General features: G+C 72.0%; 19 protein-coding genes. 7 read left to right on the forward strand and 12 right to left on the reverse strand.

The window, feature by feature from the left end; genetic code table 11:
• Positions 1-191: 191 nt before the first annotated feature.
• The 6 genes from GFH48_RS33070 to GFH48_RS33095 all read right to left on the reverse strand — a co-directional run bounded on the left by GFH48_RS33070 (position 192) and on the right by GFH48_RS33095 (position 9,128).
• Positions 192-1,652 carry an aldehyde dehydrogenase family protein gene (locus tag GFH48_RS33070; RefSeq protein WP_153291754.1) on the reverse strand — a complete coding sequence of 487 codons (1,461 nt, stop codon included), beginning with the start codon at positions 1,650-1,652 and terminating at the stop codon, positions 192-194.
• Positions 1,645-2,790 (reverse strand): aromatic ring-hydroxylating oxygenase subunit alpha, encoded by a 1,146-nt coding sequence (locus GFH48_RS33075; protein ID WP_153291755.1) that lies wholly within the window; start codon positions 2,788-2,790, stop codon positions 1,645-1,647. Before GFH48_RS33075 ends, GFH48_RS33070 begins: the two co-directional genes overlap by 8 nt.
• Positions 2,787-3,956 (reverse strand): N-methyl-L-tryptophan oxidase, encoded by a 1,170-nt coding sequence (gene solA / locus GFH48_RS33080; RefSeq protein ID WP_153291756.1) that lies wholly within the window; start codon positions 3,954-3,956, stop codon positions 2,787-2,789. Before solA ends, GFH48_RS33075 begins: the two co-directional genes overlap by 4 nt.
• A 38-nt stretch (positions 3,957-3,994) precedes the next feature.
• Positions 3,995-6,463, reverse strand: coding sequence for a GcvT family protein (locus GFH48_RS33085; protein WP_153291757.1), 2,469 nt, complete (start codon positions 6,461-6,463; stop codon positions 3,995-3,997).
• Between the two features lie 331 nt (positions 6,464-6,794).
• A complete protein-coding gene (locus GFH48_RS33090) occupies positions 6,795-7,880 on the reverse strand; it encodes an S-(hydroxymethyl)mycothiol dehydrogenase (protein WP_153291758.1) in 1,086 nt (361 codons plus the stop codon).
• Between the two features lie 426 nt (positions 7,881-8,306).
• Positions 8,307-9,128, reverse strand: a complete 822-nt coding sequence (locus GFH48_RS33095) for an IclR family transcriptional regulator (RefSeq protein WP_228121059.1) — start codon at positions 9,126-9,128, stop codon at positions 8,307-8,309.
• Positions 9,129-9,342: 214 nt separating this feature from the next.
• On the opposite strand from GFH48_RS33095, the gene GFH48_RS33100 reads away from it, so the two are divergent.
• Both GFH48_RS33100 and GFH48_RS33105 read left to right on the forward strand, forming a co-directional pair.
• Positions 9,343-9,663, forward strand: coding sequence for a bifunctional 3-phenylpropionate/cinnamic acid dioxygenase ferredoxin subunit (locus GFH48_RS33100; protein WP_153291759.1), 321 nt, complete (start codon positions 9,343-9,345; stop codon positions 9,661-9,663).
• Entirely contained in the window at positions 9,660-10,919 is a 1,260-nt protein-coding gene (locus GFH48_RS33105; RefSeq protein WP_194280742.1) for an NAD(P)/FAD-dependent oxidoreductase, read from the forward strand. Before GFH48_RS33100 ends, GFH48_RS33105 begins: the two co-directional genes overlap by 4 nt.
• A gap of 256 nt (positions 10,920-11,175) precedes the next feature.
• On the opposite strand, the gene GFH48_RS39480 is transcribed toward GFH48_RS33105, so the two are convergent.
• Complete coding sequence (locus GFH48_RS39480) at positions 11,176-11,694, reverse strand: hypothetical protein (protein ID WP_381921771.1); 519 nt, start codon at positions 11,692-11,694, stop codon at positions 11,176-11,178.
• A 786-nt stretch (positions 11,695-12,480) separates the two neighbouring features.
• Here GFH48_RS39480 and GFH48_RS33115 point away from each other — a divergent pair.
• The 4 genes from GFH48_RS33115 (at position 12,481) to GFH48_RS33130 (ending at position 17,493) form a co-directional block, all read left to right on the forward strand.
• Positions 12,481-15,549: a sensor histidine kinase gene (locus tag GFH48_RS33115; protein ID WP_153291760.1), complete on the forward strand. Its 3,069-nt coding sequence runs from the start codon at positions 12,481-12,483 to the stop codon at positions 15,547-15,549.
• Entirely contained in the window at positions 15,546-15,986 is a 441-nt protein-coding gene (locus GFH48_RS33120; RefSeq protein ID WP_153291761.1) for a roadblock/LC7 domain-containing protein, read from the forward strand. Before GFH48_RS33115 ends, GFH48_RS33120 begins: the two co-directional genes overlap by 4 nt.
• Before the next feature lie 9 nt (positions 15,987-15,995).
• Positions 15,996-16,391 carry a DUF742 domain-containing protein gene (locus GFH48_RS33125; RefSeq protein WP_153291762.1) on the forward strand — a complete coding sequence of 132 codons (396 nt, stop codon included), beginning with the start codon at positions 15,996-15,998 and terminating at the stop codon, positions 16,389-16,391.
• A 496-nt stretch (positions 16,392-16,887) separates the two neighbouring features.
• The gene (locus GFH48_RS33130; RefSeq protein ID WP_153291763.1) at positions 16,888-17,493 is read left to right on the forward strand and encodes a GTP-binding protein; all 606 of its coding nucleotides are present in this window, start codon (positions 16,888-16,890) and stop codon (positions 17,491-17,493) included.
• A gap of 117 nt (positions 17,494-17,610) precedes the next feature.
• Here GFH48_RS33130 and glpK read toward each other — a convergent pair whose 3' ends face one another.
• The 5 genes from glpK to GFH48_RS33155 form a co-directional block, all read right to left on the reverse strand.
• On the reverse strand, positions 17,611-19,131 hold the full coding sequence (gene glpK / locus GFH48_RS33135; protein ID WP_153291764.1) for a glycerol kinase GlpK: 1,521 nt from the start codon (positions 19,129-19,131) through the stop codon (positions 17,611-17,613).
• A 13-nt stretch (positions 19,132-19,144) separates the two neighbouring features.
• Entirely contained in the window at positions 19,145-19,885 is a 741-nt protein-coding gene (locus tag GFH48_RS33140) for an MIP/aquaporin family protein (protein WP_153291765.1), read from the reverse strand.
• Between the two features lie 502 nt (positions 19,886-20,387).
• Positions 20,388-22,013 (reverse strand): GGDEF domain-containing protein, encoded by a 1,626-nt coding sequence (locus tag GFH48_RS33145; RefSeq protein WP_153291766.1) that lies wholly within the window; start codon positions 22,011-22,013, stop codon positions 20,388-20,390.
• Positions 22,014-22,112: 99 nt separating this feature from the next.
• Positions 22,113-23,303 (reverse strand): lipid-transfer protein, encoded by a 1,191-nt coding sequence (locus GFH48_RS33150; RefSeq protein WP_153291767.1) that lies wholly within the window; start codon positions 23,301-23,303, stop codon positions 22,113-22,115.
• A 46-nt stretch (positions 23,304-23,349) separates the two neighbouring features.
• Positions 23,350-23,775, reverse strand: a complete 426-nt coding sequence (locus tag GFH48_RS33155) for a Zn-ribbon domain-containing OB-fold protein (protein ID WP_153293225.1) — start codon at positions 23,773-23,775, stop codon at positions 23,350-23,352.
• A gap of 282 nt (positions 23,776-24,057) precedes the next feature.
• Here GFH48_RS33155 and GFH48_RS33160 point away from each other — a divergent pair, with 282 nt between their 5' ends.
• The gene (locus GFH48_RS33160; RefSeq protein ID WP_153291768.1) at positions 24,058-24,867 is read left to right on the forward strand and encodes a M15 family metallopeptidase; all 810 of its coding nucleotides are present in this window, start codon (positions 24,058-24,060) and stop codon (positions 24,865-24,867) included.
• The last annotated feature ends 19 nt before the right edge of the window (positions 24,868-24,886 follow it).

A 24,886-nucleotide genomic window follows, 5' to 3' on the forward strand; every position in this document is an offset into this window, starting at 1 on the left:
TTCGGGGGGTGGCAGCAGGTGGGTGGGTGCGGTGGGAGTGGATCCGGTGGAGTGGGAGGGGGAGGGGAGGCGGGAGGACGCGGGGTGGTGGCTCAGGCGACCGTCAAGGAATCACCGGGAACCGCCTTGGATGACGGGGGATCACCAGGAATTGTCGGAAATTGTCGGGGAAGACCTGGGATCACCGGGGTTCACGCGAACCAGCCCTGTGGGGACGGGTCGGTGTTGCGCCAGATGTGCTTCGCCTCGCGGTACTCGGCGAGGCCGGCCGGTCCGAGCTCCCGCCCGGAACCGGACTGCTTGAAACCGCCCCATTCTGCCTGCGGGACATAGGGGTGGTAGTCGTTGATCCAGACGGTGCCGAGCCGCAGCCGCGCCGCCACCCGCTGGGCCTTGGCCCCGTCCGTGGTGAACACGGCGCCCGCCAGGCCGTAGATCGTGTCGTTGGCGAGCCGCACGGCGTCCGCCTCGTCGCGGAAACGTTCCACGGTCAGCACCGGGCCGAAGGACTCGTCCTGGACCACGGACATGTCGCCGGTGCATTCGTCCAGCACGGTGGGCAGATAGTAGAACCCCTCGTCGAGTCCCTCGGGACGCCTGCCGCCGGAGCGCAGCACCGCGCCCTCCGCGACGCCCCGCTCGACGTACGCCTCGACCTTGGCCCGGTGCGCCGCCGAGACCAGCGGCCCGGTCTGCGCCTGCTCGTCGAACGGCCCGCCGAGCCGGATGAGCTCGGCCCGGCGGACGAGCTCGTCGACGAACCGGTCGTGCAGCGAGTCCTGGACCAGCAGCCGGGCCCCGGCCGAGCAGACCTGCCCGGAGTGGAGGAAGACCGCGGTCAGTGCCAGGTCGACCGCGGTCTCGAAGTCGGCGTCGGCGAAGACGATGTTGGGGTTCTTGCCGCCCAGCTCCAGGGCGACCTTCTTCACCGTCCCGGCCGCCGCGGCCATCAGCCTCCGCCCGGTGTGCAGGCCGCCGGTGAAGGAGACGAGGTCCACGTCGGGATGGTCGGCGAGCGGCGCGCCCGCCTCGGGTCCCGCGCCCAGCACGAGGTTGGCCGCTCCGGCCGGCAGCCCGGCCTCTTCGAGGAGCCGCATCAGATGGATGGCCGTGTGCGGGGTGAGTTCGCTCGGCTTGAGCACGAAGGTGTTGCCCGCGGCGAGCGCCGGAGCGACCTTCCAGGCCGTCTGCAGCAGGGGATAGTTCCACGGCGTGATCAGCGCGCAGACGCCGATGGGCTCGTACACGACCCGGCTGTCGACGCTCGCCGTACCCGTGTCCACGACCCGGCCCGTCTCGGCGGAGGCGGCCCGGCCGAAGTAGCGGAAGCAGTTGGCGATGTCGTCGATGTCGTACTCGCTCTCGACGAGCCGTTTGCCGGTGTCGCGCGACTCGGCGCGGGCGAGCGCGTCCTTGTCCCGTACGAGGAGGTCGGCGACGCGCAGCAGCAGGTCGCCGCGGTCCGCCGCCGGGGTCGAGGGCCACGGACCCTCGTCGAAGGCACGGCGCGCCGCGGCGATCGCCTCGACCGTGTCCTTGCCGCCCGCCTCGTCGACGACCCCCACCAGGGAGCCGTCGGCGGGGCAGCGGATCTCACGGGTGCGCTCGTCGAGAGCGCCCCGCCAGGTACCGTCGATGAACAGGTCAGGCACGGGGGCCTCCCAATCGCCGGATCAGCCACTCGTGGAAGATCCCGATGTGATGCTCGGTGGGCACCAGGACACCACCGTTCCGGTACGCACGCGACGCCATGGACGGCTGTGTACGTTCGCAGGCCTCGAAATCCTGTTCGTTGACCCGGTGGAAGAGCTCGACCGACCTGGACACGTCGGCGCCGGACTCCACGACCTCCGGCGCGTAGAGCCAGTCGCACTCGACGACCGTGCGGTCCTCGGCGAGCGGGAACATGCGGTGCAGGATGACATGGTCGGGGACCAGATTGATGAAGACCGTCGGTTTCACCGTGATCGCGTAGTACCGGCGGTCCTGCTCGTCCGCTATGTCCGGTAGCCGGCCGAAGCCCTCACCGCCGTCGACGGTGAACCCCCGGACGCCCTCGCCGAACTCGGCGCCGTGCCCGACGTAGTACTGGGCGGCGTACCCCTCGGCGAACTCGGGGAGCACTTCGGTGAGCTCGGGGTGGATCGTGGCGCAGTGGTAGCACTCCATGAAGTTCTCGACGATCAGCTTCCAGTTCGCCCTCACGTCGTACCTGACGCGCCTGCCGAGCGCCAGCCCCTCGGTGCCGTAGTGCTCGATCGCGGCCGCGTCGCCCAGCCGCTCCACGGCCGCGCCCAGCACCGTCTCCTCGAAGGAGGGCGGCTCGTCGGCCAGGCAGACCCAGGCGTAGCCGAGCCACTCGCGCAGCGCGACCCCGATCAGGCCGTACGCGACGCGGTCGACGTCCGGCATCTTGACCAGATTCGGCGCGGCGACCAGCTTCCCGTCGAGGCCGTAGGTCCACGCGTGGTACGGGCACTGGAGATTGCGGCGGACCTCGCCCGACTCCTGCGTGCACAGCCGGGCCCCGCGATGCCGGCAGACGTTGAGGAAGGCGCGCAGTTCACCGGTCCGTGAGCGGGTGACCAGGACGCTCTCCCGGCCGACCTGCACGGTGCGGAAGGCGCCGGGCCGCGCCAGATCCGCCGAGCGGACAGCGCAGAACCACATCGACTCGAACAGGGATTCCTGTTCCCGCCGGAAGATCTCCGGGTCGGTGTAGTAGCGGCCGGGCAGGGTGGCGATCAGGCTGGGGGAGAGGGGGGACCGGGAGGCGGGGATCGTCGTCACGTGCGTACTCCTCGGGCGGGCGCGGCGGCGAGGCGGTGGGGGTCGAACAATCCGATCGGGTGATCGGTGGCACCGGTCAGCGCGAGGTCGGCGAGGATCTCGCCGACGACCGGCACGAACTTGAAGCCGTGCCCGGAGAACCCGCAGGCCACGGTCACGGTCTGAGGGTGCGCCGGATGGCGGGCGATGACGAAGTGCTCGTCGGGGGTGTTGGAGTACATGCAGGTGGCGGCCTTGAGGAAGGCGCCGGGCAGGTCGGGGACGTGGCGGGACATGTGGTCCGCCATGGCCTGGATCTCGTCCTGGTGGACCGTCCGGTCGATGGTCTCCGGGGTGGTCACGGCCCCCTTGCGGAAGAAGGCGACCTTGGCGCCCAGTTCCGGCCCGTCGATCGCGGGGAAGCCGTACGCCTGGACACCGGCGGCATCCTCCCAGATGTAGATGGGATGGTCCCCGGGCAGGAAGGGCCCGACCCCGCCCTTCGGCTGGAACCAGTACATGACCTGCCGCTCGATGGTGAACGGCACCCCGAGGTCGGTCAGCAGCCGCGGCGCCCAGGCGCCCGGGCAGATCACCAGCCGGCCCGCGGTGTAGGTGTTCTCGGCGGTGTGGACGCGCACTCCGTCCCGGTAGGGCTCCCAGCGCGTCATCGGTTCCTCGAAGTGCAGGTCGGCCCCCTGCCGGGTGGCGAGCTGGAGGTGCGCGGCGACGGTGTTCTCGGGGCGGACGAACCCGGCCCGTGCCTCGTACAGCGCGACCTCGTCGTCGTCCGGGCTGAGAGTCGGGAAGCGGCGGCGGATCTCGGGGGCGTCCAGCATCTCGTGGGGCAGGTCCCAGCGCTCGGCGGAGAGCAGCGAACCGGAGACCGTCCGCGAGTCGGGACGGCCGATCATCACACCGCCGCAGAGGGTGGCGATCTCCCGGCCCGTCGCCCGTTCCAGCTCCTCGTACAGCTCGTAGGAGCGCAGCAGCAGGGGCACGTACGCCGGGTCCTCGAAGTAGGACTGCCGGGTGATCCGCGAACCGCCGTGGCTGGAGCCGCGGTTGTGGACGGGGCCGAACCTCTCCAGGCCGAGCACGCGGGCGCCGCGTGCCGACAGATGGTGGGCGGCGGCGCTGCCCATGCCGCCGAGACCGATCACGATCACGTCGTAGGTGGGGGACACGGGGACCTCCTGGGCGTGTCTGGGCGGGCGCGGGCTTCTCAGCGGCGGATGCGGGTCATCTTCGGGTCGAAGAGCGGCTCGTCGGCGACGGTGGCCGGGATCCGCTCGCCGAAGTACCCGATGTGCACGCCGGTGCCGGCCGGGAGCGCCGGCAGCCAGGCGTAGGCGACACAACGACCCAGCGTGTAGCCGTACGAGGCGCTGGTCACGTACCCCGCCGGGGCGCCGTCGACGTGGACGGGCTCCTTGCCGAGCACGACGGAGGCCGGGTCGTCCAGGAGCAGCGCGGTCAGCCTGCGGGCCGGTTCCGCCGCCGCGAGGTCCCGCAACGCCTCCTGGCCGACGAAACCGTCCTTGTCCATACGGACCGCGAAGCCGACGCCCGCCTCGAACGGGTTGTGCTCGTCGGTCATGTCGGTGCCCCAGGCGCGGTAACCCTTCTCCAGGCGGAGGCTGTTGAAGGCCGACCGGCCGGCCGCGACCACGCCGTGCGGCTGCCCCGCCTCCCACAGGGTGTCCCAGAGCCTGAGCCCCAGATCGGCGGTGGTGTACAGCTCCCAGCCCAGCTCACCGACGTACGACAACCGCATCGCCGTCACGGGGACGTGCCCCACGTACGTCTCCTTCGCGCGGAAGTAGCCGAAACCCTCGTGCGAGAAGTCGTCGCGGGTCAGCGGCTGGACGAGATCCCTGGCGAGCGGGCCCCAGACGCCGACGCAGCAGGTGCCGGAGGTGATGTCCCGGACCCGCACGTCACCGGGGGCGTGCCGGGCCAGCCGGTCCAGGTCGGCGGGGGAGTTGGCGCCCACCTGGAAGCGGTCGCGGGCGAGACGCGCCACGGTGAGGTCGGAGCGTATGCCGCCCGTCTCGTCGAGGAGCAGGGTGTACGTGACCGCGCCGGGCTTCTTGCGGAGGTTGTTGCTGGTCATATGCTGCAGGAAGTCCAGGGCACCGGCGCCGGTGACTTCGAGGCGGCGCAGCGGGGTCATGTCGTACAGCGCGACCCTCTCACGGGTCGCCTTCGCCTCGGCCGCCGCGATCGGCGACCAGTAGCGGGACGACCAGGCGTCCCGCGCGGGGAGTTCCAGACCTTCCAGCAGGGGAGCGTTCGCCTCGTACCAGTGCGGGCGCTCCCAGCCGCCGCCCTCCAGGAAGCGGGCGCCGAGCTCCCGCTGCCTCGCGTGGAACGGGCTGACGCGCAGGGGGCGGGGGTCCTCCATCGGCTGGAGCGGGTGCAGGACGTCGTACACCTCGACGAACTGCCGCGCACCGCGCTCACGGACGTACGACGGTGAGCGCTGCGCGTCCTCGAAGCGTGTCAGGTCGCATTCGTGCAGGTCGAGGGAGGCACGACCGTCGACCATCCACTCGGCGACGGCTTTCGCCACCCCGGCGGAGTGGGTGACCCAGACGGCCTCGGCCAGCCAGAAACCGCGCAGGGCGCGCGACTCGCCGAGCACCGGCATGCCGTCCGGGGTGAAGGAGAAGACGCCGTTGAAGCCCTCCTCGATCTCCGTGCCGCGCAGGGCGGGAAGCAGCAGGCGGCAGTCCTCCCAGCTCGGCGCCCAGTCCTCCGCGGTGAAGGGGTACGAGGACGGCATCGCCCTGCCGTTCGCGCGCGCCTCGTCGTAGGGGAGCACGCCGAACGGGTCGACGGGCAGCGGCTGGTGGGCGTAACTGCCGATGCCGATGCGGTCGGTGTGCTCACGGAAGTAGAGGTCGCGGTCCTGGAAGCGGAGGATGGGCCTCGACGCCTCGGCGGTGGCCCCTGCCAGCTCGGGGAGCCGCCTGGTCTTCGCGTACTGGTGTGCGAGCGGCTGCAGGGGTACGTCGACACCGGCCATGCGTCCGACGACCGGTCCCCAGAATCCGGCCGCCGAGACGACATGGTCGGCGGGGAAGGTGCCCCGGTCGGTGACGACGGCGGTGACCCTGTCGGCGGTGCCCGTGCCCTCCTCCCGTTCGATGCCGACGACGGTGTGACGGTCCAGGAAGCGCGCGCCCCGCCGAGTGGCGCGCTCCATCTGGGCGCGGGCCGCGAGCAGCGCGCGGGCCAGTCCGTCGTCGGGGGTGTGGAAACCTCCGAGCACCGCCGACCGGTCGATGAGCGGCCACAGTTCCCCGCAGCGCGCGGCGCTGACGATCTCACCGCGGACGCCCCAGGCGGCGGCGTAACCGGCCCTGCGGTGCAGGTCGGCGAGGCGCTCGGGGGTGGTCGCGAGCTCCAGACCGCCGACCGGGTCGAAACAGGGGACGCCGTCGACCCGGAGGGAGGAGAACTTCTCCACGGTGTAGCGGGCGAACGCCGTGAGGGTCCTGGACGGGCTGGTCTGGAACACCAGGCCCGGGGCGTGCGAGGTGGAGCCGCCCGGGGCGGGCAGCGGCCCCTGTTCGAGGACGGTGACGTCGGTCCAGCCACGGGCGGTCAGCTCGTCGGCGAGGGAACAGCCGACGATGCCGGCGCCGATGACGACGACGCGGGGACGGGTTGCGGGCGTGCTGGACATGCCCCTCCTTGGCGGGGTGGGGAGCGAACGCGCTGGGGGTGCGGGCCGGAGCGCCCCGGTGGAGCGGGCGCGTGGACCGGGGAGCCGGGAGCGGGCGTGGTCCGGCAAGCCGGTGAGTCCTAGCGGGTGGGGAGGCCGGAGCGCCGGGTGGCTGCGGTGGCGGTGGCGGTGGCGGTGGCGGTGGCGTCGTGAGGGTATGCGCCGCGGGCGGGCGGCGTGAGTCGCCGGCCGTGTGCGGGCGCGCGGCGGGCGGGCCGTTCGCGGGAGAGGCGGTCGCGGGAGAAGGGGGCCGTCGCGTCGTCCGGTGCGCGGGACCCGGTGGTCGCGGCGGTCACAGGACCACCACCGAGCGCAGCACCTCACCGCGCCGCATCTTCGCGAACGCCTCCTCCACCTGGTCGAGCCCGATGGTCTCGGAGACGAACGCGTTGAGGTCCAGCAGCCCGTACAGGTACTGGTCGACGAGGTACGGGAAGTCCCGGCTCGGCAGGCAGTCCCCGTACCAGGACGACTTCAGGGCGCCGCCGCGCGAGAACAGGTCGATCAGCGGAAGGTCGATCCTCATCTCGGGATCGGGGACGCCGACCTGGACGAGCACCCCGGCGTGGTCGCGCATGTAGAAGGCCTGTCTGTACGTCTCCGGGTGGCCCACCGCGTCGATGGCGATGTCGACTCCGAAACCGTCCGTGAGGGCCCGTACGGCCTCGACCGGGTCCGTGCCGCGCGAGTTCACCGTGTGGGTCGCGCCGAACTTCTCCGCCTGGTCGAGCTTCTTGTCGTCGATGTCGATCGCGATGACCTTCATGGCGCCGTTGAGACAGGCGCCGGCGATCGCCGCGTTGCCGACACCACCACATCCGATGACGGCGACGGTGTCTCCGCGGCCCACGTTGCCGGTGTTGACCGCGGCGCCGTATCCCGCCATCACGCCGCAGCCGATCAGGCCCGCGGCCTCCGGGCGGGCGGCCGGGTCGATCTTCACCGCCTGCCCCGCCGCCACCAGCGTCTTCTCGGCGAAGGCGCCGATGCCGAGGGCGTTGCTGAGCGGGGTGCCGTCGAGGAGCGTCACGGGCTGGGTGGCATTGCGGGAGTCGAAGCAGTACCAGGGGCGGCCACGGCGGCAGGAGCGACAGGTTCCGCAGGGTGCCCGCCAGGCGAGGACGACATAGTCGCCGGGGACCAGGTCGGTGACGCCCTCGCCGACCGCCTCGATCGTGCCGGCCGCCTCATGGCCGAGGAGGAAGGGGAAGCCGTCGCCGACCGCGCCCTCCCGGTAGTGCAGATCCGTGTGGCAGACCCCGCAGGCCTGGACGTCGACGAGCACCTCGCCGGGGCCCGGATCGGGGACGACGACGGTCCGCACCTCCACCGGTGCGCCCTTCTCGACAGCGACTACGGCACGGACCTCGTGTGGCACGACAAGCTCCTCTGCTGTTGCGCATTGCACTATGGGTTGCGCGATGAGGAACATCTTGAGAACGCCGTCAGCGAGCCGTCAAGAGGTGGGAGTTAACCCTTGGCAAAAGGAACGGCGCGCCCGAAACCTGACCGACACATACGGGAGCGGGGCCCCGGATCCTCCGGGGCCCCGCGTTGTGGTGCGGTCCCGACTCCGCCCGATCCGGCGCGGCACGGGCCCTGTCCGGGTCGCGCCGGCGCCAAGTGCCACGCCGGCGCCAAGTGCCACGCCGGCGCCAAGAGCGGCGCCGGCGTGAAGGGCCGCGCCGGAACCGGCCATTGCCCCTGCCCGGCCGGACCCTGCCCGGCCGGACCCTGCCCGGGCCGGACTCCGTCCGTGCCGAACCCGTCGTTGGGGTCGTCCCGCCGGCTCCCTGGCCGGCTGTCAGAAGCCGTACCCCATGCGCCGTGACAACTCGGCCCCCGCCGCCACCGTCCGCTTGGACAGCTCCGGCAGCCGATCGGTGTTCAGCCGGTAGACCGGTCCCGACACGCTGATCGCCGCGATCACCCTGCCGTCGTGCGCGCGGACCGGCGCGGCCACGGCGGTGAGGCCGAGCTCCAGCTCCTCGACGGTGATGCCATAGCCCTGCTCGATCACGGCCTCCAGCTCCGCGCGCAGGGTGGAAGGGCCCGTGATCGTCCGCTCCGTGAAGCGCGGCAGTGGCCTCGCGAGCAGGCCTTCGCGCAGCGTGGGCGTCATGTGCGCGAGCAGCACCTTGCCGCTGGAGGTGGCGTGCAGTGGGGTGCGTCTGCCCAGCCAGTTCTGCGCGGTGACCGACGCGGTGCCACGGGCCTGCATGATGTTGACCGCCGCGTCGTCGTCCAGGACCGCGATGTTGACCGTCTCGCCCAGCTCGTCCGCGAGTTCGCGGCAGACCGGGACGCCCTCCTGGGAGATGTCCAGGCGCACCGCCGCCGCCCCCGCCAGGCGCAGCACGGCGGCTCCCAGGTAGTACTTCCCGCGGTCCTTGGCCTGGGCCACCAGACCGCGGTTCTCCAGGACGCCGAGGAGGCGGAAGGCGGTGGACTTGTGCACGTCCAGTTCCTCGGCGATCTCGGTGACACCGGCCTCGCCGAGCCGGGCGAGGATCTCCAGCACGCTCACGGCGCGGTCCACCGACTGGACGGCGCTGCCCGCGCCTCTGCCGTTCCGCTTCCCGGAAAGCCCCTCGGAGTCTTCAGCCTGCTTCTGCGTGCGGGTCATAGCTCGACTCTCACCACCTGGCAGCCCTGTTTGGGCCGCATCTGCGGGAAGCCCTTGACGTGACGGGACCCCCGCGCGGATTCTGTTGCGCATAGCGCTCCCTCGTGCGCCATGCGAAACATCATGTTACCGAAGCGTCCGGAACCGGAAAGGTGTCCGGACCATCTGGACCAGGAGGTCCCGGACCGAGAGTCCCGGACCGAGAGGGGGGCCCATGATTCCCGTCTGCCGCCTTGCCGACCTCCCCGCGGGCGCGTCCGTCCGTGTCGGGACCACACCGCCCGTCGCCGTGTTCAACGCCGACGGCGAGCTCTACGCCATCGACGACACCTGCACCCACCAGGACGCCTCCCTCTCGGAGGGCTGGCTGGAGGGCTGTCTGGTCGAATGCCCTTTGCACGCCGCCTCCTTCGATCTCCGCACGGGGCAGCCGACATGTCTTCCGGCACGGCGCCCCGTCCGCACCCACCGCGTCACCGTCGACGACGGAATCATCCACGTCCACCTGTTCGCGGAGGAGGGCACCGCCGCATGAGGACCGTGACCGTCGTCGGTGCCTCGCTCTCCGGTCTGTACGCCGCCCGGGAACTGCGGGCCCAGGGCTTCGACGGTCGCCTGGTGCTCGTCGGCGCCGAGACACACGCCCCGTACGACCGGCCTCCCCTCTCCAAGGACTTCCTCACCGGCCGGGCCGACGAGGCCCGACTCGCCCTGACCGACGCCGAGGAGCGAGCCGGACTCGACGCCGAGTGGCTGCTCGGGGTACGCGCCCGCGGCCTCGACGCCCGCGGCCGCACCGTCCTCCTCGACGACGGCCGTACCGTCCCCACGGACGGCGTGGTCATCGCCACCGGTGCCTCGGCGCGCCGTCTGCCGGGCGACGGACTCGCCGGTGTGCACACCCTGCGCACCCTCGACGACGCCCGCGCCCTGCGCGAGGAACTCATCCACGGACCGCGCCGCGTCGTCGTCATCGGCGGCGGCTTCATCGGCGCCGAGACGGCTTCCTCCTGTGCCGGACTCGGTCATGACGTCACCGTCGTCGAGGCCGCCGTGCTGCCTCTCGTCGCTCCGCTCGGCCCCGAAATGGCCGCCGTGTGCGCCGCGTTGCACCGGCGCGGCGGCGTAGAGCTGGTGACGGGCATCGGGGTCGCCGCGCTACGGGGGAGCGGGGCCGGCGCGAGCCGGAGCGTCGACGCGGCTCATCCCGGGCGCGCCCAGGCGGGCCCGGCGGGTCCTCCTGTCACCGGAGTGGAACTCTCCGACGGCCGGATCCTGCCCGCCGACGTCGTGATCGTCGGGATCGGCGCCACCCCCAACACCGGCTGGCTGGCCGGTTCGGCCCTCGCCCTGCACGACGGTGTCCTGTGCGACGACGGATGCGTCACCGACCTGCCCCAAGTGGTCGCCGTCGGCGACGTCGCCCGCGTCGGAGGGGCCCGGGCCGAGCACTGGACCTCCGCCACCGAACAACCCCGCGTCGCGGTGGGCAATCTGCTCGCCGGACACACCGTCGAGACCGTACGGTCCGTGCCCTACTTCTGGTCCGACCAGTACGGCACGCGCATCCAGTTCGCGGGCCGCCGCCGGCAGGCCGACGCCGTCCGGATCGCCGAGGGCACCGTCGAGGACGGCGCACCGGGCGACGACGGCCTCCTCGCCCTGTACGAGCGCGACGGCCGCACGACCGCCGTGCTCTCCGTCGACCGCCCGCGCCCCTTCACCAGAGCGCGGCGTCAACTGGCCTACGACCAGGACCCGGTGGAGCCGACCACCGCCGTCAACCTCTGACGGCGTCCGGACGACGATCTCCCGGTGACCCGGTGACCCGGTGACCCGGTGACCCGGTGACCCGGTGAACTTCCGGACGCGGGGCGCTCCGCCGGGCCGGACGCCGGGTGGTCCGGCGCTCCCGGGACCGGCCCGGTACTCCGGACGCGACCCCGGGAGCGCGAGCCCCGGTGTTCGGCGGGCGACGAGCCGACTCCTGACTGCGGGCCTCCGCGGTGTGGACGACGCCGACCACAAGGACCTCAGTGCTTCGGCCTCAGGAGTGCGACAGTCGCCCGGCGCCGCCCCGCCTCTGTATCCGCTCATGCGCCCGCTCCGTGGCGCGCGCCTGCCGTCGGGCCCGACGACGCTCGCGGCGCAGGGCCCGGGCGGTGCTGCTCGGCTCCGACACCACGCCGTTGCGCTGGTTCCACACCTGTCGAGTGACCCAGACGTCGAGGACGGCCCAGGTCGCCGCGACGGTGCTGGCCACGCTGCTCAGGACCATGGGGAAGGCCAGCCAGGATTCCGCCATCGTGGACAGGAAGGCCGTCACCGCCTGGATCAATGTCACGGCGATGATGAGGACCGCCCGCACGGCCGACGTCCGCACGGGGTCGGGCAACCGCCGACGGCGCGCGGGCTCCTCGATCCACAACGGCCGGTAGTACGGCTGCTCTTCGTGCGCGGCGACGCCCCTGACGGCCGCACCGCGCCCGCTCGCGGCCCTCTGCGCACCGGCGGCCGGTTCTGTCCCCTCCGTGTGCCCGTACCCGTCGGTCGCGCCGTCCGGCACGCCCGCGTGCTCGTGCTCCTGGGGCGCCGTGGCGGGCCCGCCACGGCGGGCGTGTCCGCCGCCGACGGTGGCGTGCGCCCTTCCGTCCCGGGTGGCCGCCCGCCGCTTGATCACCGGGTCCTGCTCCTGACGCGCGGCGGTCCGCTCACTCGACCGCTCGCCCGTGGCAACTCTCTGTCCGCTCACTTCACCGAATCCGCCCGTCGCCGAGCGCCCCCCGTCCACTCGATCGCGCCCGTCCACCGGGATGTCGCGATCCGATGCCTGTGCGGTCCCACGCCCCGCGACCGGTGCCGCAACACCGCTCCCGGACGTCCCGTGCCGCTCCGCCGTGCCCATCAACTCGTCACTCCCCACCGCCCAGCAGACCTCTCGCACGGGTGCCGATACGACACCTGCTCCCCAGTGGCTGCCCGGCTTGCGCTGCTTTACGCCGCCCGGACGCGGCATGCGGCCCCTGTGGCCGATTCCGCCCCCATCTCCCGTACAGAAAGACGAACGGAGTGCCCCGAAGATTCCCCACCAGCGAAAAAATCCGGCCAACTGACCAAGTCCACCGGTCCGATGGGATTCGCTCACACGTGCAGGAATCAGGGAGGCAATCTCACCCAATGGACGGACAACTGCCCATCCACGGTTCCCGGAACCGCGTACGTCCCGCGCCCTTCCCGTCGTCCGGCCGCCCGGACAGCCCTTCGAGTTACCTGTGAGTCAGTAGTAGGCTCACGCCGTTTGTTGACGCACAGGTGCGCCCCCGGGCCGGAGGGGGCCGAGCTGGGGGAGGCCATGCGCTTTCGCGGGAAGTCCATCCGCCGGAAGATCGTGGCGCTGCTCCTCGTGCCACTCCTCTCCCTGACGGGTATCTGGGCCTTCGCGACGGTCATCACCGGTCGCGAGGCGAACCAGTTGTTCAACGTGTCCGACGTCGTCGAGAAGATCGGCTACCCCACCGAGGACGCCGTCGGCGTCCTCCAGCAGGAGCGCCGCCAGACACTCGTCTATCTCGCCGATCCCCGCGCCTCCGACGCGCTCAAGGCGCTGCGGCACAGTCGGACCGTCACCGACCGGGCCGTGGCGAAGGTCCGGGCGAACGCCAAGAGCGACGGCATGACCGACGAGATGGGCGCGGGCACCGCCGAGCGCGTCACCGTCATGCTGGACGCCTTCGACGGCATCGACTCGCTGCGCCGCACCGTCGAGGAGGGCACGGTCAACCGGGCCCAGGCCCTCGACCTCTACAACCGTCTCGTCGACCCCTGCTACACCCTGGTCTCCAACCTCCACCTGGTCGACAACGTGGAGATGGACAAGCAGCGCCGCGCCCTCGTCAACATCGACATCGCCCGCGAACTGCTCTCCCGCGAGGACGCCCTCCTCGGTTCCGCGCTGGTCGCGGGCCGCGTCAGCGGTGGCGAGATCCGCGACATCTCCGATCTCGTGGCCCAGCGCACGCTGCTCTACGACGTCAGCCTGCCGCTGCTGCCCCACACGGAGAGCGAGCGGTACGAGAGCTACTGGAAGAACGCCGACACGGCGCCCCTGCGTGTGGCCGAGCAAGCCGTCGTCACCTCGCCGGCCGGATCGCCCCACGGCGTCACCGCGAAGAGCTGGGACCGGGCCGCCGGACACGTGCTCGACGAACTCGGCGACCTCGACGACACGGCGGGCGACCGCTACCACGACAGGGTCCGGCCCGTGGCCACCGGAGTCATCGTCAAGGCGGCCATCGCGGGCGTCCTCGGCCTCGTCGCGCTGCTGGTCTCGCTCGTCATGTCCGTCCGCATCGGCCGGGGCCTCATCCGCGACCTGGGCCGGCTGCGCCTGGAGGCCCACGAGGCCTCCGGCGTCCGGCTGCCCAGCGTGATGCGCCGGCTCTCGGCGGGCGAAAAGGTCGACGTCGAGACCGAAGCACCGCGCCTGGAGTACGACAGGAACGAGATCGGCGAGGTCGGGCAGGCCCTCAACACCCTCCAGCGCGCCGCCGTCGAGGCCGCCGTCAAACAGTCCGAACTGCGGGACGGTGTCTCCGAGGTCTTCGTCAACCTCGCCCGCCGCAGCCAGGTCCTGCTGCACAAACAGTTGACCCTCCTCGACACCATGGAACGCAGGACCGAGGACACCGACGAACTCGCCGACCTGTTCCGCCTGGACCACCTGACCACGCGCATGCGCCGGCACGCCGAGGGGCTCGTCATCCTCTCCGGCGCCGCCCCCTCCCGGCAGTGGCGCAAGCCCGTCCAGCTCATGGACATCGTCCGCGCCGCCGTCGCCGAGGTGGAGGACTACGAGCGCATCGAGGTGCGCCGGCTGCCCCGCGTCGCCGTCACCGGTCCCGCGGTGGCCGACATCACGCACCTCGTGGCCGAACTCCTGGAGAACGCCACGGTGTTCTCGCCCCCGCACACGGCCGTGCAGGTCATCGGCGCGCGTGTCGCCAACGGCTTCACCCTGGAGATCCACGACCGCGGCCTCGGCATGGCCGCGGAGGCACTCCTCGACGCCAACCTGCGGCTCGCCGAAACCCCTGAGTTCGAGCTCTCCGACACCGACCGACTCGGTCTCTTCGTCGTCAGCAGGCTCGCCCAGCGGCAGAACGTCCGCGTCTCCCTCCAGCCGTCCCCGTACGGCGGCACGACCGCCATCGTCTTCCTTCCCGACGCGCTGCTCACGGACGACGTCCCGGACACCAACGGCATCGGCTTCCGCCTGGACCGCGCGCTGCCCTCGAAGGAGGGCAAGGTCGAGGCGGACCGCAAGACGGCGCTGTCCGAGGTGCCGGTCCGCCTTCCCGGTCTGCCCGCCTCGATCCTGGACGGGCCGGTCGAACTGGAGGCGCCGGTGGGGCTCGACGGCCTCGGCGGATTCTCCGACGCCCTCGACGAGGACATCGAACAGGGAGGTCTGTTCGGGCCGCGGCGCTCCATCGCCGGTGGACCGGTCGAGCACCACCAGCCGGCCCCTGAGGGACAGGACGCGACGCCACGTTCCGGTGAGGACCGTCCGGGCGCCCCGGTGCCGCTGCCGCGACGCAGGTCCCCCAAACTCGTCAGCTCGCACGGTCGTCCCGTGACCCGGACGACGCGGTCCCGGCGCGGCGACACGGACGAGCGGACCGCCGGGGCACCGGAACCGGCCAAGGGTCTGGAACCGGTGGAACGGCTCGGGATCGCGGGCGCGGCGGAGCGCGAGAGCACGAAGCCGGCGTCCGTCCGGCGTGCCGAACGCCCCGGCACCTCGGCGCGTTCCAACGGCGAGCGCACCGAACGCACCGGCACCTCGGCAGGTTCCAGCGGCGAGCGCACCGAGCGCACCGAGCGCACCGAGCGCACCGAGCGCACCGAGCGCACCGAGCGCACCGAGCGCACCGAGCGCACCGAGCGCACCGAACGCCCCGACACCTCCGCGCGTCGCAACGGCGAACGCGCCCAGAGCGCGGACTCCCGCTCCGGCCTGCCGGGCCCCCGCTCCGAGATGCCCGGCCCCGCCGGCCGGGCGGCCTCCCCGCTCCCGAGACGCACCCGTCGCACCTCCTCACCGTCGTCCGGCACGGGCGGGACCGGCCCGAGCGCCGGCAACCTGCCCGAAGGGGCCGAACAGGGAACCAGCCCCCTGCCCCGTCGCGTCCGGCAGACCCATCTCGCCCCGCAGTTGAAGGACGGCCCCGAGCGGCGCGGCGAGCGCGAGGGGACCGGCCCCCTCCCGGGGCCGGATCCCGCCGATCGTGACGCCGAAGAGGTACGCGACCGGATGGCCTCGCTCCAGCGCGGCTGGCGGCGTGGCCGCGAGGAGAACGCCGTGGGCGACCAGGCCCAGGACGGCACAGCACCAGGAACCACAGAGGGGGACGGCCGATGACCGCGCCGAAGACAACAGGACCCACCGAGACCGGCACGGCGTCGGGAGAGCTGAACTGGCTCCTCGACGATCTGGTGGACCGCGTCGCCAGTATCCGCAAGGCGATCGTGCTCTCCGGCGACGGCCTGCCCACCGGGGCGTCCAAGGACCTGACCCGCGAGGACAGCGAGCACCTGGCCGCCGTCGCCTCCGGCTTCCACTCCCTGGCCAAGGGGGTCGGACGGCACTTCGAGGCGGGCGGTGTCCGGCAGACCGTCGTCGAGCTGGAGAACGCCTTCCTCTTCGTCACGGCCGCCGGCGACGGCAGCTGTCTCGCCGTGTTCTCGGACGCCGACTCCGACGTGGGGCAGGTCGCCTACGAGATGACACTCCTGGTGAAGCGGGTCGGCGCACATCTGGCCGCCGCGCCACGCACCGATCTGCCCTCGGGCGGGTAGTGGGATGGCATGAGCGGAGACGGACAGGGAACAAGCCACTGGTTCGACGACGACGCCGGACCGGTGGTCCGGCCCTACGCCATGACGCGCGGCCGCACCACCAGCCCGGCCCAGCACCGCCTCGACCTGATCGCCGTGGTCGTCGCCGAACCCCGGGCGGACGACCCCGAAGCGGACCACAGTCTGTCCCCGGAACACGTGGACATCGTCGAACTCTGCCGCGGCACGCCCCAGTCGGTCGCCGAACTCGCCGCCGGACTCGACCTCCCCGTCGGAGTGGTGCGCGTCCTGATCGGTGACCTCGTGCACGAGGAGATGGTCCATGTGACGCGTCCGGTACCCCCCGCCGAGCTGCCGGACGAGAGCATCCTGCGCGATGTGATCGATGGCCTACGGGCGCTCTGAGCCGGCGGAAGCGGGGAACACACGTGACTGGCCGGCAGTCCTGGGCCGACCGGGGCGGCAGCTTCACCGGCATCGCCGCGCGACGCCCGGAGGGCGGCCGCCCGCTCACGCACGACGCGCTGCCGGACAGCCTCGCCCGCTCGATCGACGCGGCGGTGGCGGACGTACGCGAACTCCTCGGCGCCGACGGCCGTGACGCCCGGGACACGTCCGTGGACGGGGTCCGCACGGGTGCCACCGTCTCCACGCTCTCGCGGCCCCGCGGGAAACCGGCCTGCGGGGCGGCGGGCGGCGAGCCGGGATGTTCGGCACGGGCCGGGTGGAGCGCGCCGACGGCATGTCCACCGGAATTGGCGGAAGTGCGACGACGGATGCCGGCCCCGGCGACGTACTCGTCGACGAAACCTTTGACGACGTACTCGTCGACGACCCCCCCCGGCGGTGGCGACCACGGTCCACCGCCGCACGACCCCCCATCAAGCAGGAGTAGAGATCGATGATCTTCGGGCGTTCTGAGCGCGGCACATCCCCGGTCGAGCCCGTCACGCTCAAGATCCTGGTGGCCGGCGGCTTCGGCGTGGGCAAGACGACCCTGGTCGGCGCGGTCAGCGAGATCAAACCGCTGCGCACCGAGGAGGTGCTCACCGAGGCGGGCCGGCCCGTGGACGACATCAGCGGTGTGGAGGGCAAGAACACCACCACCGTCGCCATGGACTTCGGCCGCATCACGCTCCGCGAGGACCTGGTGCTGTACCTCTTCGGGACACCCGGACAGGACCGTTTCTGGTTCCTGTGGGACGAACTGGCCACCGGTGCGCTCGGTGCGATCGTGCTCGCCGACACGCGCCGCCTGGAGGACTGCTTCGCCGCCGTCGACTACTTCGAGCGGCGCTCCATACCGTTCGTGATGGGCGTCAACTGCTTCGAAGGAGTGGCCCGGCACCCGGTCGAGCAGGTACGTCAGGCCCTCGACCTCGACGACGACGTGCCGCTCGTCCTGTGCGACGCGCGGGACCGGGAGTCGGCCAAGGAGGTCCTCGTCGAGGTCGTCCAGCACGCGATCGCCACCGCGGCCGGCCGGCGCGAACCGGTCACGACCTGACCAGGACCCTCGGGCATCGCCGTGGACACGGCCCGTACCCCGCCGACCGGGGTACGGGCCGCGGTCCGGCACGCGCGCGCACGCCTCACGCGGGCCACGCGCGCGGGGACCCCGATCTCAGCCGACGTCGTCCGTGTGCCAGCCGAAGCTCTTCTCCACCGCCTTGCGCCAGTTGTGGTACTCGCGGTCCCGTACGGAGTCCTCCATGGACGGTGTCCACTCGACGTCCTTCTGCCAGTGCGACTTCAGCTCGTCGAGGTCGTTCCACACGCCGGTGGCGAGCCCGGCCGCGTAGGCCGCTCCCAGACACGTCGTCTCGGAGACCTTCGGGCGGATCACCGGCACCCCGAGGACATCCGCCTGATGCTGCATCAGCAGGTTGTTCTTGGTCATGCCGCCGTCCACCTTCAAGGTGGTGATCTGGACCCCTGAGTCCTGGAACATGGCGTCCACGACCTCCCGGGTCTGCCAGCTGGTCGCCTCCAGGACCGCGCGGGCGAGGTGTGCCTTGGTGACGTACCGGGTCAGGCCGGTGACGACACCGCGGGCGTCGGAGCGCCAGTAGGGGGCGAACAGACCGGAGAACGCGGGCACGATGTAGGCGCCGCCGTTGTCCTCGACACTCGCCGCCAGCGACTCGATCTCGTCGGCGCTGCGGATGATGCCGAGCTGGTCGCGGAACCACTGCACCAGGGCGCCGGTGATCGCGATCGACCCTTCCAGGCAGTAGACGGGCGCCTCATCGCCGATCTTGTAGCCCATCGTGGTGAGCAGCCCGTTCTTCGACGGGACGGGCCGGTTACCGGTGTTGAGCAGCAGGAAACTGCCCGTGCCGTACGTGTTCTTGGCCGTCCCCACGTCGTAGCAGGCCTGCCCGAAGACGGCGGCCTGCTGGTCGCCGAGCGCCGACGCCACGGGGACGCCCGCGAGCTGGCCCACGGCGGTGCCGTACACCTCGGCGGAGGACCTGATCTCGGGCAGCACCGCTTCGGGCACGTTCATCGCGGAGAGGATGGACGGGTCCCACTGGAGGGTCTCCAGATTCATCAGCATGGTGCGCCCGGCATTGGTGACGTCGGTGACGTGCCGTCCGCCGTTCGTGCCGCCCGTCAGGTTCCAGATCAGCCAGGAGTCGATGGTGCCGAAGGCGATCTCGCCGCGTTCGGCACGCGCGCGCAGGCCCGGCACGTTGTCCAGCAGCCAGGCCGCCTTGGGCCCGGAGAAGTAGCTGGCCAGCGGCAGGCCCGTCTGGTCGCGGAAGCGGTCCTGTCCGTCCGGCCCGCCCAGTTCGTGGCAGAGCGCGGAGGTCCGCGTGTCCTGCCAGACGATCGCGTTGTGCACGGGCTTGCCGGTGGCGCGGTCCCACAGGACGGTGGTCTCGCGCTGGTTGGTGATGCCGAGCGCACTCAGCTGGTCGGCGCGCAGGCCGGCCTTGGCGATCGCGCCGGCCACCACCGCCTGCACCTTGGACCAGATCTCGGTGGCGTCGTGTTCCACCCACCCCGGCTTGGGGAAGATCTGGCGGTGCTCGCGCTGGTCGACGGCGACGATCGCGCCGCCGTGGTCGAAGATGATGCACCGGCTCGATGTGGTGCCCTGGTCGATTGCGGCGACGTACTTCTCGGCGTTGTCCGTCATGACGTCTCCTTCGTCAGAAGGCTGCGTTGTAGATCGCGGCCCCGATGGCGGCGCCCGCGATCGGGCCGACCACCGGGATCCAGGAGTAACTCCACTGCGAGGTGCCCTTGTTGGGAATGGGCAGCAGCGCGTGGACGATGCGTGGTCCCAGGTCGCGCGCCGGGTTGATGGCGTACCCGGTGGGTCCGCCCAGCGAGAGGCCGATGCCGACGACGACGAACGCGATGAGCTGCACGGGAAGTCCCGCGTCGCCGATCCCCGCCACGTGCTTGTGGCCGCCGGCCATGGCCAGAACGGGCAGCATCAGGCCGATGGTGGCGATGGCCTCGGTGATGAGGTTCTGGACCGGGTTGTCGATCTCGGGCCGGGTCGAGAAGATGCCCAGCGTCTCGATGGCGTTGTCCTCGTCCGCGTTGAGGTTGAACTGGCCGAGGTAGAGCAGCCAGCACAGCGTGGCGCCGACGGCGGCGCCGGCGAACTGCCCCAGGACGTAGAAGGGCACGTCCTCCCACTTGGTCGTGCCCTCGATGGCGAAACCGATGGTCACGGCCGGATTGAGCTGTCCTCCGGACAGCGGTGCGGCGGTGTACGCGCCGGCCAGCACGCCGAATCCCCACCCGAAGGCGATGACGACCCAGCCGGCGCCCCGCGCCTTGGACTTGTCGAGTGTGACAGCGGCGCAGACGCCCGCGCCGAACAGAATCAGAATCGCAGTGCCGATCAACTCGCCGACAAATATGTCGCCGTTGCTCATGGCGGCTCCTAGGCCTCGCCCGGAGCGGACCGCCCCGGGCCACCGTGCAGGGTGCTTTTCCCATGGCTACTTCAGCCGAGGGCAGGGAGATCCCGCGCCCTGCCCGGCGTCCGTGACGAGCGTGCCGTCGCAGTGGAATCGCCCGTGGGGGACGGCCTTCGGTACAGGTCGGGAACCCGGGCGCGCGGTGCGTGGAGACGCCCGAATGCGGCGATGCCGACTGACACCGGGAAGTGTTCACCGGTGCCCAGGGGGCGTCAAGGTCGGTGACGGGAACGGTTGAGGGCCGTGAACGAGCCAAGATCGGCTCGCGGCACGGGCCTTCCCGTCCGGTCGTTTCTGGGCGACCGCCACCCGTGCACCGCCCGTCACACGGCTCCCGCACCCGGCACTCGGCTCCGGTGCCCGCGCCCGTCCCACGGCTGCCGTGCCTCCGCGAGTCCCCAGGTCGCCGGCCGCCGTGCCGGCCCGCGGGGGACACGGCCGCCCGGCGCCGTGCCGCTCAGCCGGCCTGGGCCCGAGCCGCGCCCGAACCGCGGCGGACCTCACAGCCGGGCATCCCCGGACGCCCCAGCACCCAGCTCGCCCCGCTCAGCGACTTCGCCGCCCGCTTCAGCGGCGCCAGACAGGCCGCCGCCTGCCGGTGGTCGCTCACGCTTCCCGGTGCGCACAGGATCGTGGCCAGCGACAGGGTGACGGGCCGTCCGCCGGCCGACCAGGGCGCGTCGAGCACGGAACTGGCCAGGGGGTCGAGTGTGTCGGGGTCCGCGAGGACCAGGAAGTCGTCGCCGCCGATGTGCCCGACCCTCGTGGCCTCGGACGCCGCGAGCTGCAGGGCCCGCCCGACCGCGCGGATCAGTTCGTCACCGGCCGCGAACCCGGCTCCGTCGTTGACCTGTTTGAAGTGGTCGACATCGAGCCAGCTGAGGGCGAACACGAGGCCGTGCGCGATCCGCCGGTCCACCTCCGTCGTGATCGCGTCCGAACCGGGCAGCCGAGTCAACGGATTGAGGCCCGCGGCCTCCTCGACCCGGCTCTCGGAGAGGGCTCGTACGAGATCGGCCAGGCGTACGACCCCCACGCACCGCCCGCGACGGTCGACGACCGCCACATCGTCGGACGTACGGTCCCGCGCCCCGTCCGCCACCACGTCGAGGACCTCCCACGCGGTGGCGTCCACCCCGACCGTGCGCGGCGGATCACCGAGCTTGGCGGCCGGGCGGTCGGCGTACAGCGCGTGCCCGAAGGGGCCCGACATCGACAGCAGGAAACGTGACCGGTGCACCGAGCGGACCGGGATCCCGGCGGAGTCCACGAGCAGCACCCCGGACACGTCGGGCGACCCGGTGAGCAGGGCGCGCACCCGTCCCGCGGACGCCGTCGCGGGCAGCAGCGCGGCGGGCCGGACGAACTGGAGCACCGAGGGCCCGGACGGGGGCGCCGGGGCGACGCCGGGGGAGAGGGCCGGAACGTATACGTCCGCCGCGGGCAGCCGGGCGGGCGGCGCGAACAGGTCACCCTGCGCCAGCTGGGCGCCCGCCGACACCGCGGCCGCGCACTGGGACTCCGTCTCGACGCCCTCCACGGACAACAGGGCGCCCAGGCCCTCGCAGAGCGTCCGCATCGCCCGTACGGCCGTGGGGCGCGCCAGCAGTGACACGTCGAGCTTCACCAGCTCGGGCGCGAGATCCGTGAGCAGACGCAGCGGTACGTCGCCGTCGCCGACCCCGTCCGCGCAGATCCGGAAGCCGTCGCCGCGCAGCGTCGCGACCGCCTCCAGCAGGGCGTGCTGCGGCACGTGCGTGTACGGAGGACCGATGTCGACCGTCACCTCCCAGGGCAGCCGTCCGGTCGCGCGGACCGCCTCCCGCAGCGCGGCGAGTCCGCCGAGGTCGGCCGGGGTGCCGGCGAACACGTTGAGGTGCAGCGGCAGCGAGGTCTCCTTGCGGGCCGCCGCGCGGATCGCCAACGCGGCCAGCCGGCCGTCGAGTTCGGGGTCGCGGCGGGCCTGCGCGAGGATGTCCCCGGCCTCCGGGCGGGCGAGTATCTCCAGCGCCGCGACCCCTCCGGTCGTCAGGTTGACGACCGGCTGGAAGGCGAAGCGGACAGTATCCGTCCAGGAGGGCACGGAAGCATACTTGCGTCGTCCGCGCACCCCCGGGCGCGATTCACGAGCTGTTCACGCGGGCTTCCCGAGCCGTCACGGAGAGTGCCTGGATCCGCCGGCTCAGCGGACGGCGACCACCGACGAGCCGTGCCCGAACAGCCCCTGGTTCGCGGTGATCCCCACGCGCGCTCCGGAGACCTGTCGGTCGCCCGCGTGGCCCCGCAGCTGCCAGGTCAGCTCGCACACCTGGGCTATGGCCTGCGCCGGAACGGCTTCGCCGAAGGAGGCCAGGCCACCGCTGACGTTGACCGGTGTCCGGCCGCCGAGCGCCGTGGCTCCCTCCCTCAGCAGCTTCGCCGCCTCCCCCTCCCCGCACAGCCCGAGATCCTCGTACCACTGCAACTCCAGCGCCGTGGACAGGTCGTAGACCTCGGCGAGTGACAGGTCCCCGGGGCCGATGCCCGCCTCCTCGTAGGCCGCCCGCGCGATCGAGGCGCGGAAGGTGTCCGCCGCGGGCTCGACCGCGACCGCGGAGTCCGTGGCGATGTCCGGGAGATCCAGCACGGTGGTGGGGTAGCGCGGTGTCACCGTCGACACCGCGCGGATCCGCACCGGGTCCGCCGTCCCGTGCCGTCGTGCGAACTCCATGCTCGACAGCACCAGGGCCGCGCCGCCGTCGGAGGTCGCGCAGATGTCGAGCAGCCGCAGTGGATCGGCGACGACCGCGGAGGCGGCCACCTCCTCGGCGGTGACCCTCTTGCGGTACCGCGCGTTCGGGTTCAGCGCCCCCGAGGCGGCGTTCTTCACCTTGACCTGCGCGAAGTCCTCCAGGGTGTCCCCGTGCACGGCCATCCGCCTGCGCGCGTACAGCCCGAAGTACGTCGGATTGGTCGCCCCGAGCACACGGAACCGCAGCCAGTCGGGATCGTCCGGCCGGTCCCCGCCCGCAGGGCGGAAGAACCCCTTGGGTGCCGCGTCCGCGCCCACCACGAGCACGAGGTCCGCGAGTCCCGACAGGATCTGCGCCCGCGCGGTGCCGACGGCCTGCGCCCCTGAGGCGCACGCGGCGTACACGCTCGTCACCCGCGCTCCCTGCCAGCCCAGCGCCTTCGCGAAGGTCGCGCCCGCGACGTGCCCCGGATAGCCTCCGCGCACGGTGTCCGCGCCCACGACCGAGTCGACGTCCCGCCAGTCGACACCCGCGTCGGCCAGCGCCGCGCGGGCCGCCGCGACCCCGTACTCGACGAAGCCGTGCCCCCACTTGCCCCACGGGTGCATGCCCGCGCCGAGCACCGCCACCTCACCGCTCACGCCGTCACCCCCGTGCCCCGCACGCTGCTCATGCCCCGCATGCCCCTCATGCCGTCACCCCCGTCGGCCGCCAGTGCCACGTCGTCCACGTCGTCTCCTCGTCCTCGTTCAGCACGCCGGGGACGATCTCCACCTCCATGCCCACCGCCAGATCGACGGTGGTGACACCGGGAACCGTCTGGCCGAGTACGACGATCCGCTCGGCTTCCAGCTCCACAGCGATCAACGCGTAGGGTTCCCACGAGAGTTCCGGATCGGTCACATACGGTGACGGCGGCCGGTACCGGCTGTCCGTGTAGGACCAGACGCGACCGCGCCGGGAGAGCGGGACCTCGGCCAGGTCCCCGCCCGCGCAGCCGGGATTGCGGCAGAAGGTGTCCTCGCGGGGGAAGAAGACCGTGGCGCACGCCGAGCAGCGCGTACCCAGCAGATGGAACCGGTCCCCGTCCCCGGCGAACCATCCGGCGACCACAGGTGTGCGTGTACGCGACAAGACCCCTCCACGGCAATGGATCTGACGGAACGTCAGAAGTGTGTCACGGGCGCCGGAAAATGGGCAGCGCCGGCGGAGAACCACGCGGACCTCCCGGGCGTCGGAAGTACAGGAGGGGCGGCCGGGGCCCACGGGGGTGGTTCCGGCCGTCCTTCCGCCCCTGACGCGGGCGAGGCCCGGCGGCGAACCGGTCGCCCGACACGGCCCGGCCGCATGCGGTCCCTTCCCCGCCGGTGCCCCCACCTGGTAGACGCAAGGGGCATGACACGACTCCCCGGCACCGTGCGCGGCCTGATGACCGCACTCGCCGCCCTGCTGGCCGTGACCGCCGCCTCCGCAACGGCCCGCGCGACGAGCGAGCCGAAGGCCCCCGACGACTTCGTCGCCCTCAGGTCCGTGGACCCGACGATCGTCCAGGAGATGCGCTACTCCACACCGCACAATTTCGTGGGCGAACGGATCGACGGCTACCGGCAGCCCGTCTGCCTCCTCACCCGGCCCGCCGCCGAGGCCCTCCACCAGGCGCAGACGCGACTCCTGCGCCGGGGCTACACCCTCAAGGTGTACGACTGCTACCGGCCGCAAAGGGCCGTCGACCACTTCGTCCGCTGGGCCGGGAACCTCGACGACCTGACGATGAAGCCCGAGTTCTATCCGCGGGTCGACAAGAACCGTCTGTTCGAGGACGGATACATCGCCGAGAAGTCCGGACACAGCCGCGGTTCGACGACGGACCTCACGATCGTCCGACTGCCCGCGAGGCCCACCAGGCCTTACGTACCCGGACAGCCCCTCGTCCCCTGCTACGCGTCCAAGGGGGAGCGCTTTCCGGACAACTCCCTGGACATGGGCACCGGATTCGACTGCTTCGACACGCTCGCCCACACCCTGGACCCGCGCGTCCAGGGCGTGCGGCGCGCCAACCGGCTGCTCCTGAAGGAGACCCTCGAACGCCTCGGGTTCGTCAACCTCGCCGAGGAGTGGTGGCACTACACCTACAAGCCCGAGCCGTATCCGGACACCTACTTCGACTTCCCCGTGTCGGGCGAATCGCTGATCTCGACCCGCTGAACCGGTCCGCCCGGCAGGT

This window comes from Streptomyces fagopyri, assembly GCF_009498275.1.
Taxonomy (GTDB): Bacteria; Actinomycetota; Actinomycetes; order Streptomycetales; family Streptomycetaceae; genus Streptomyces; species Streptomyces fagopyri.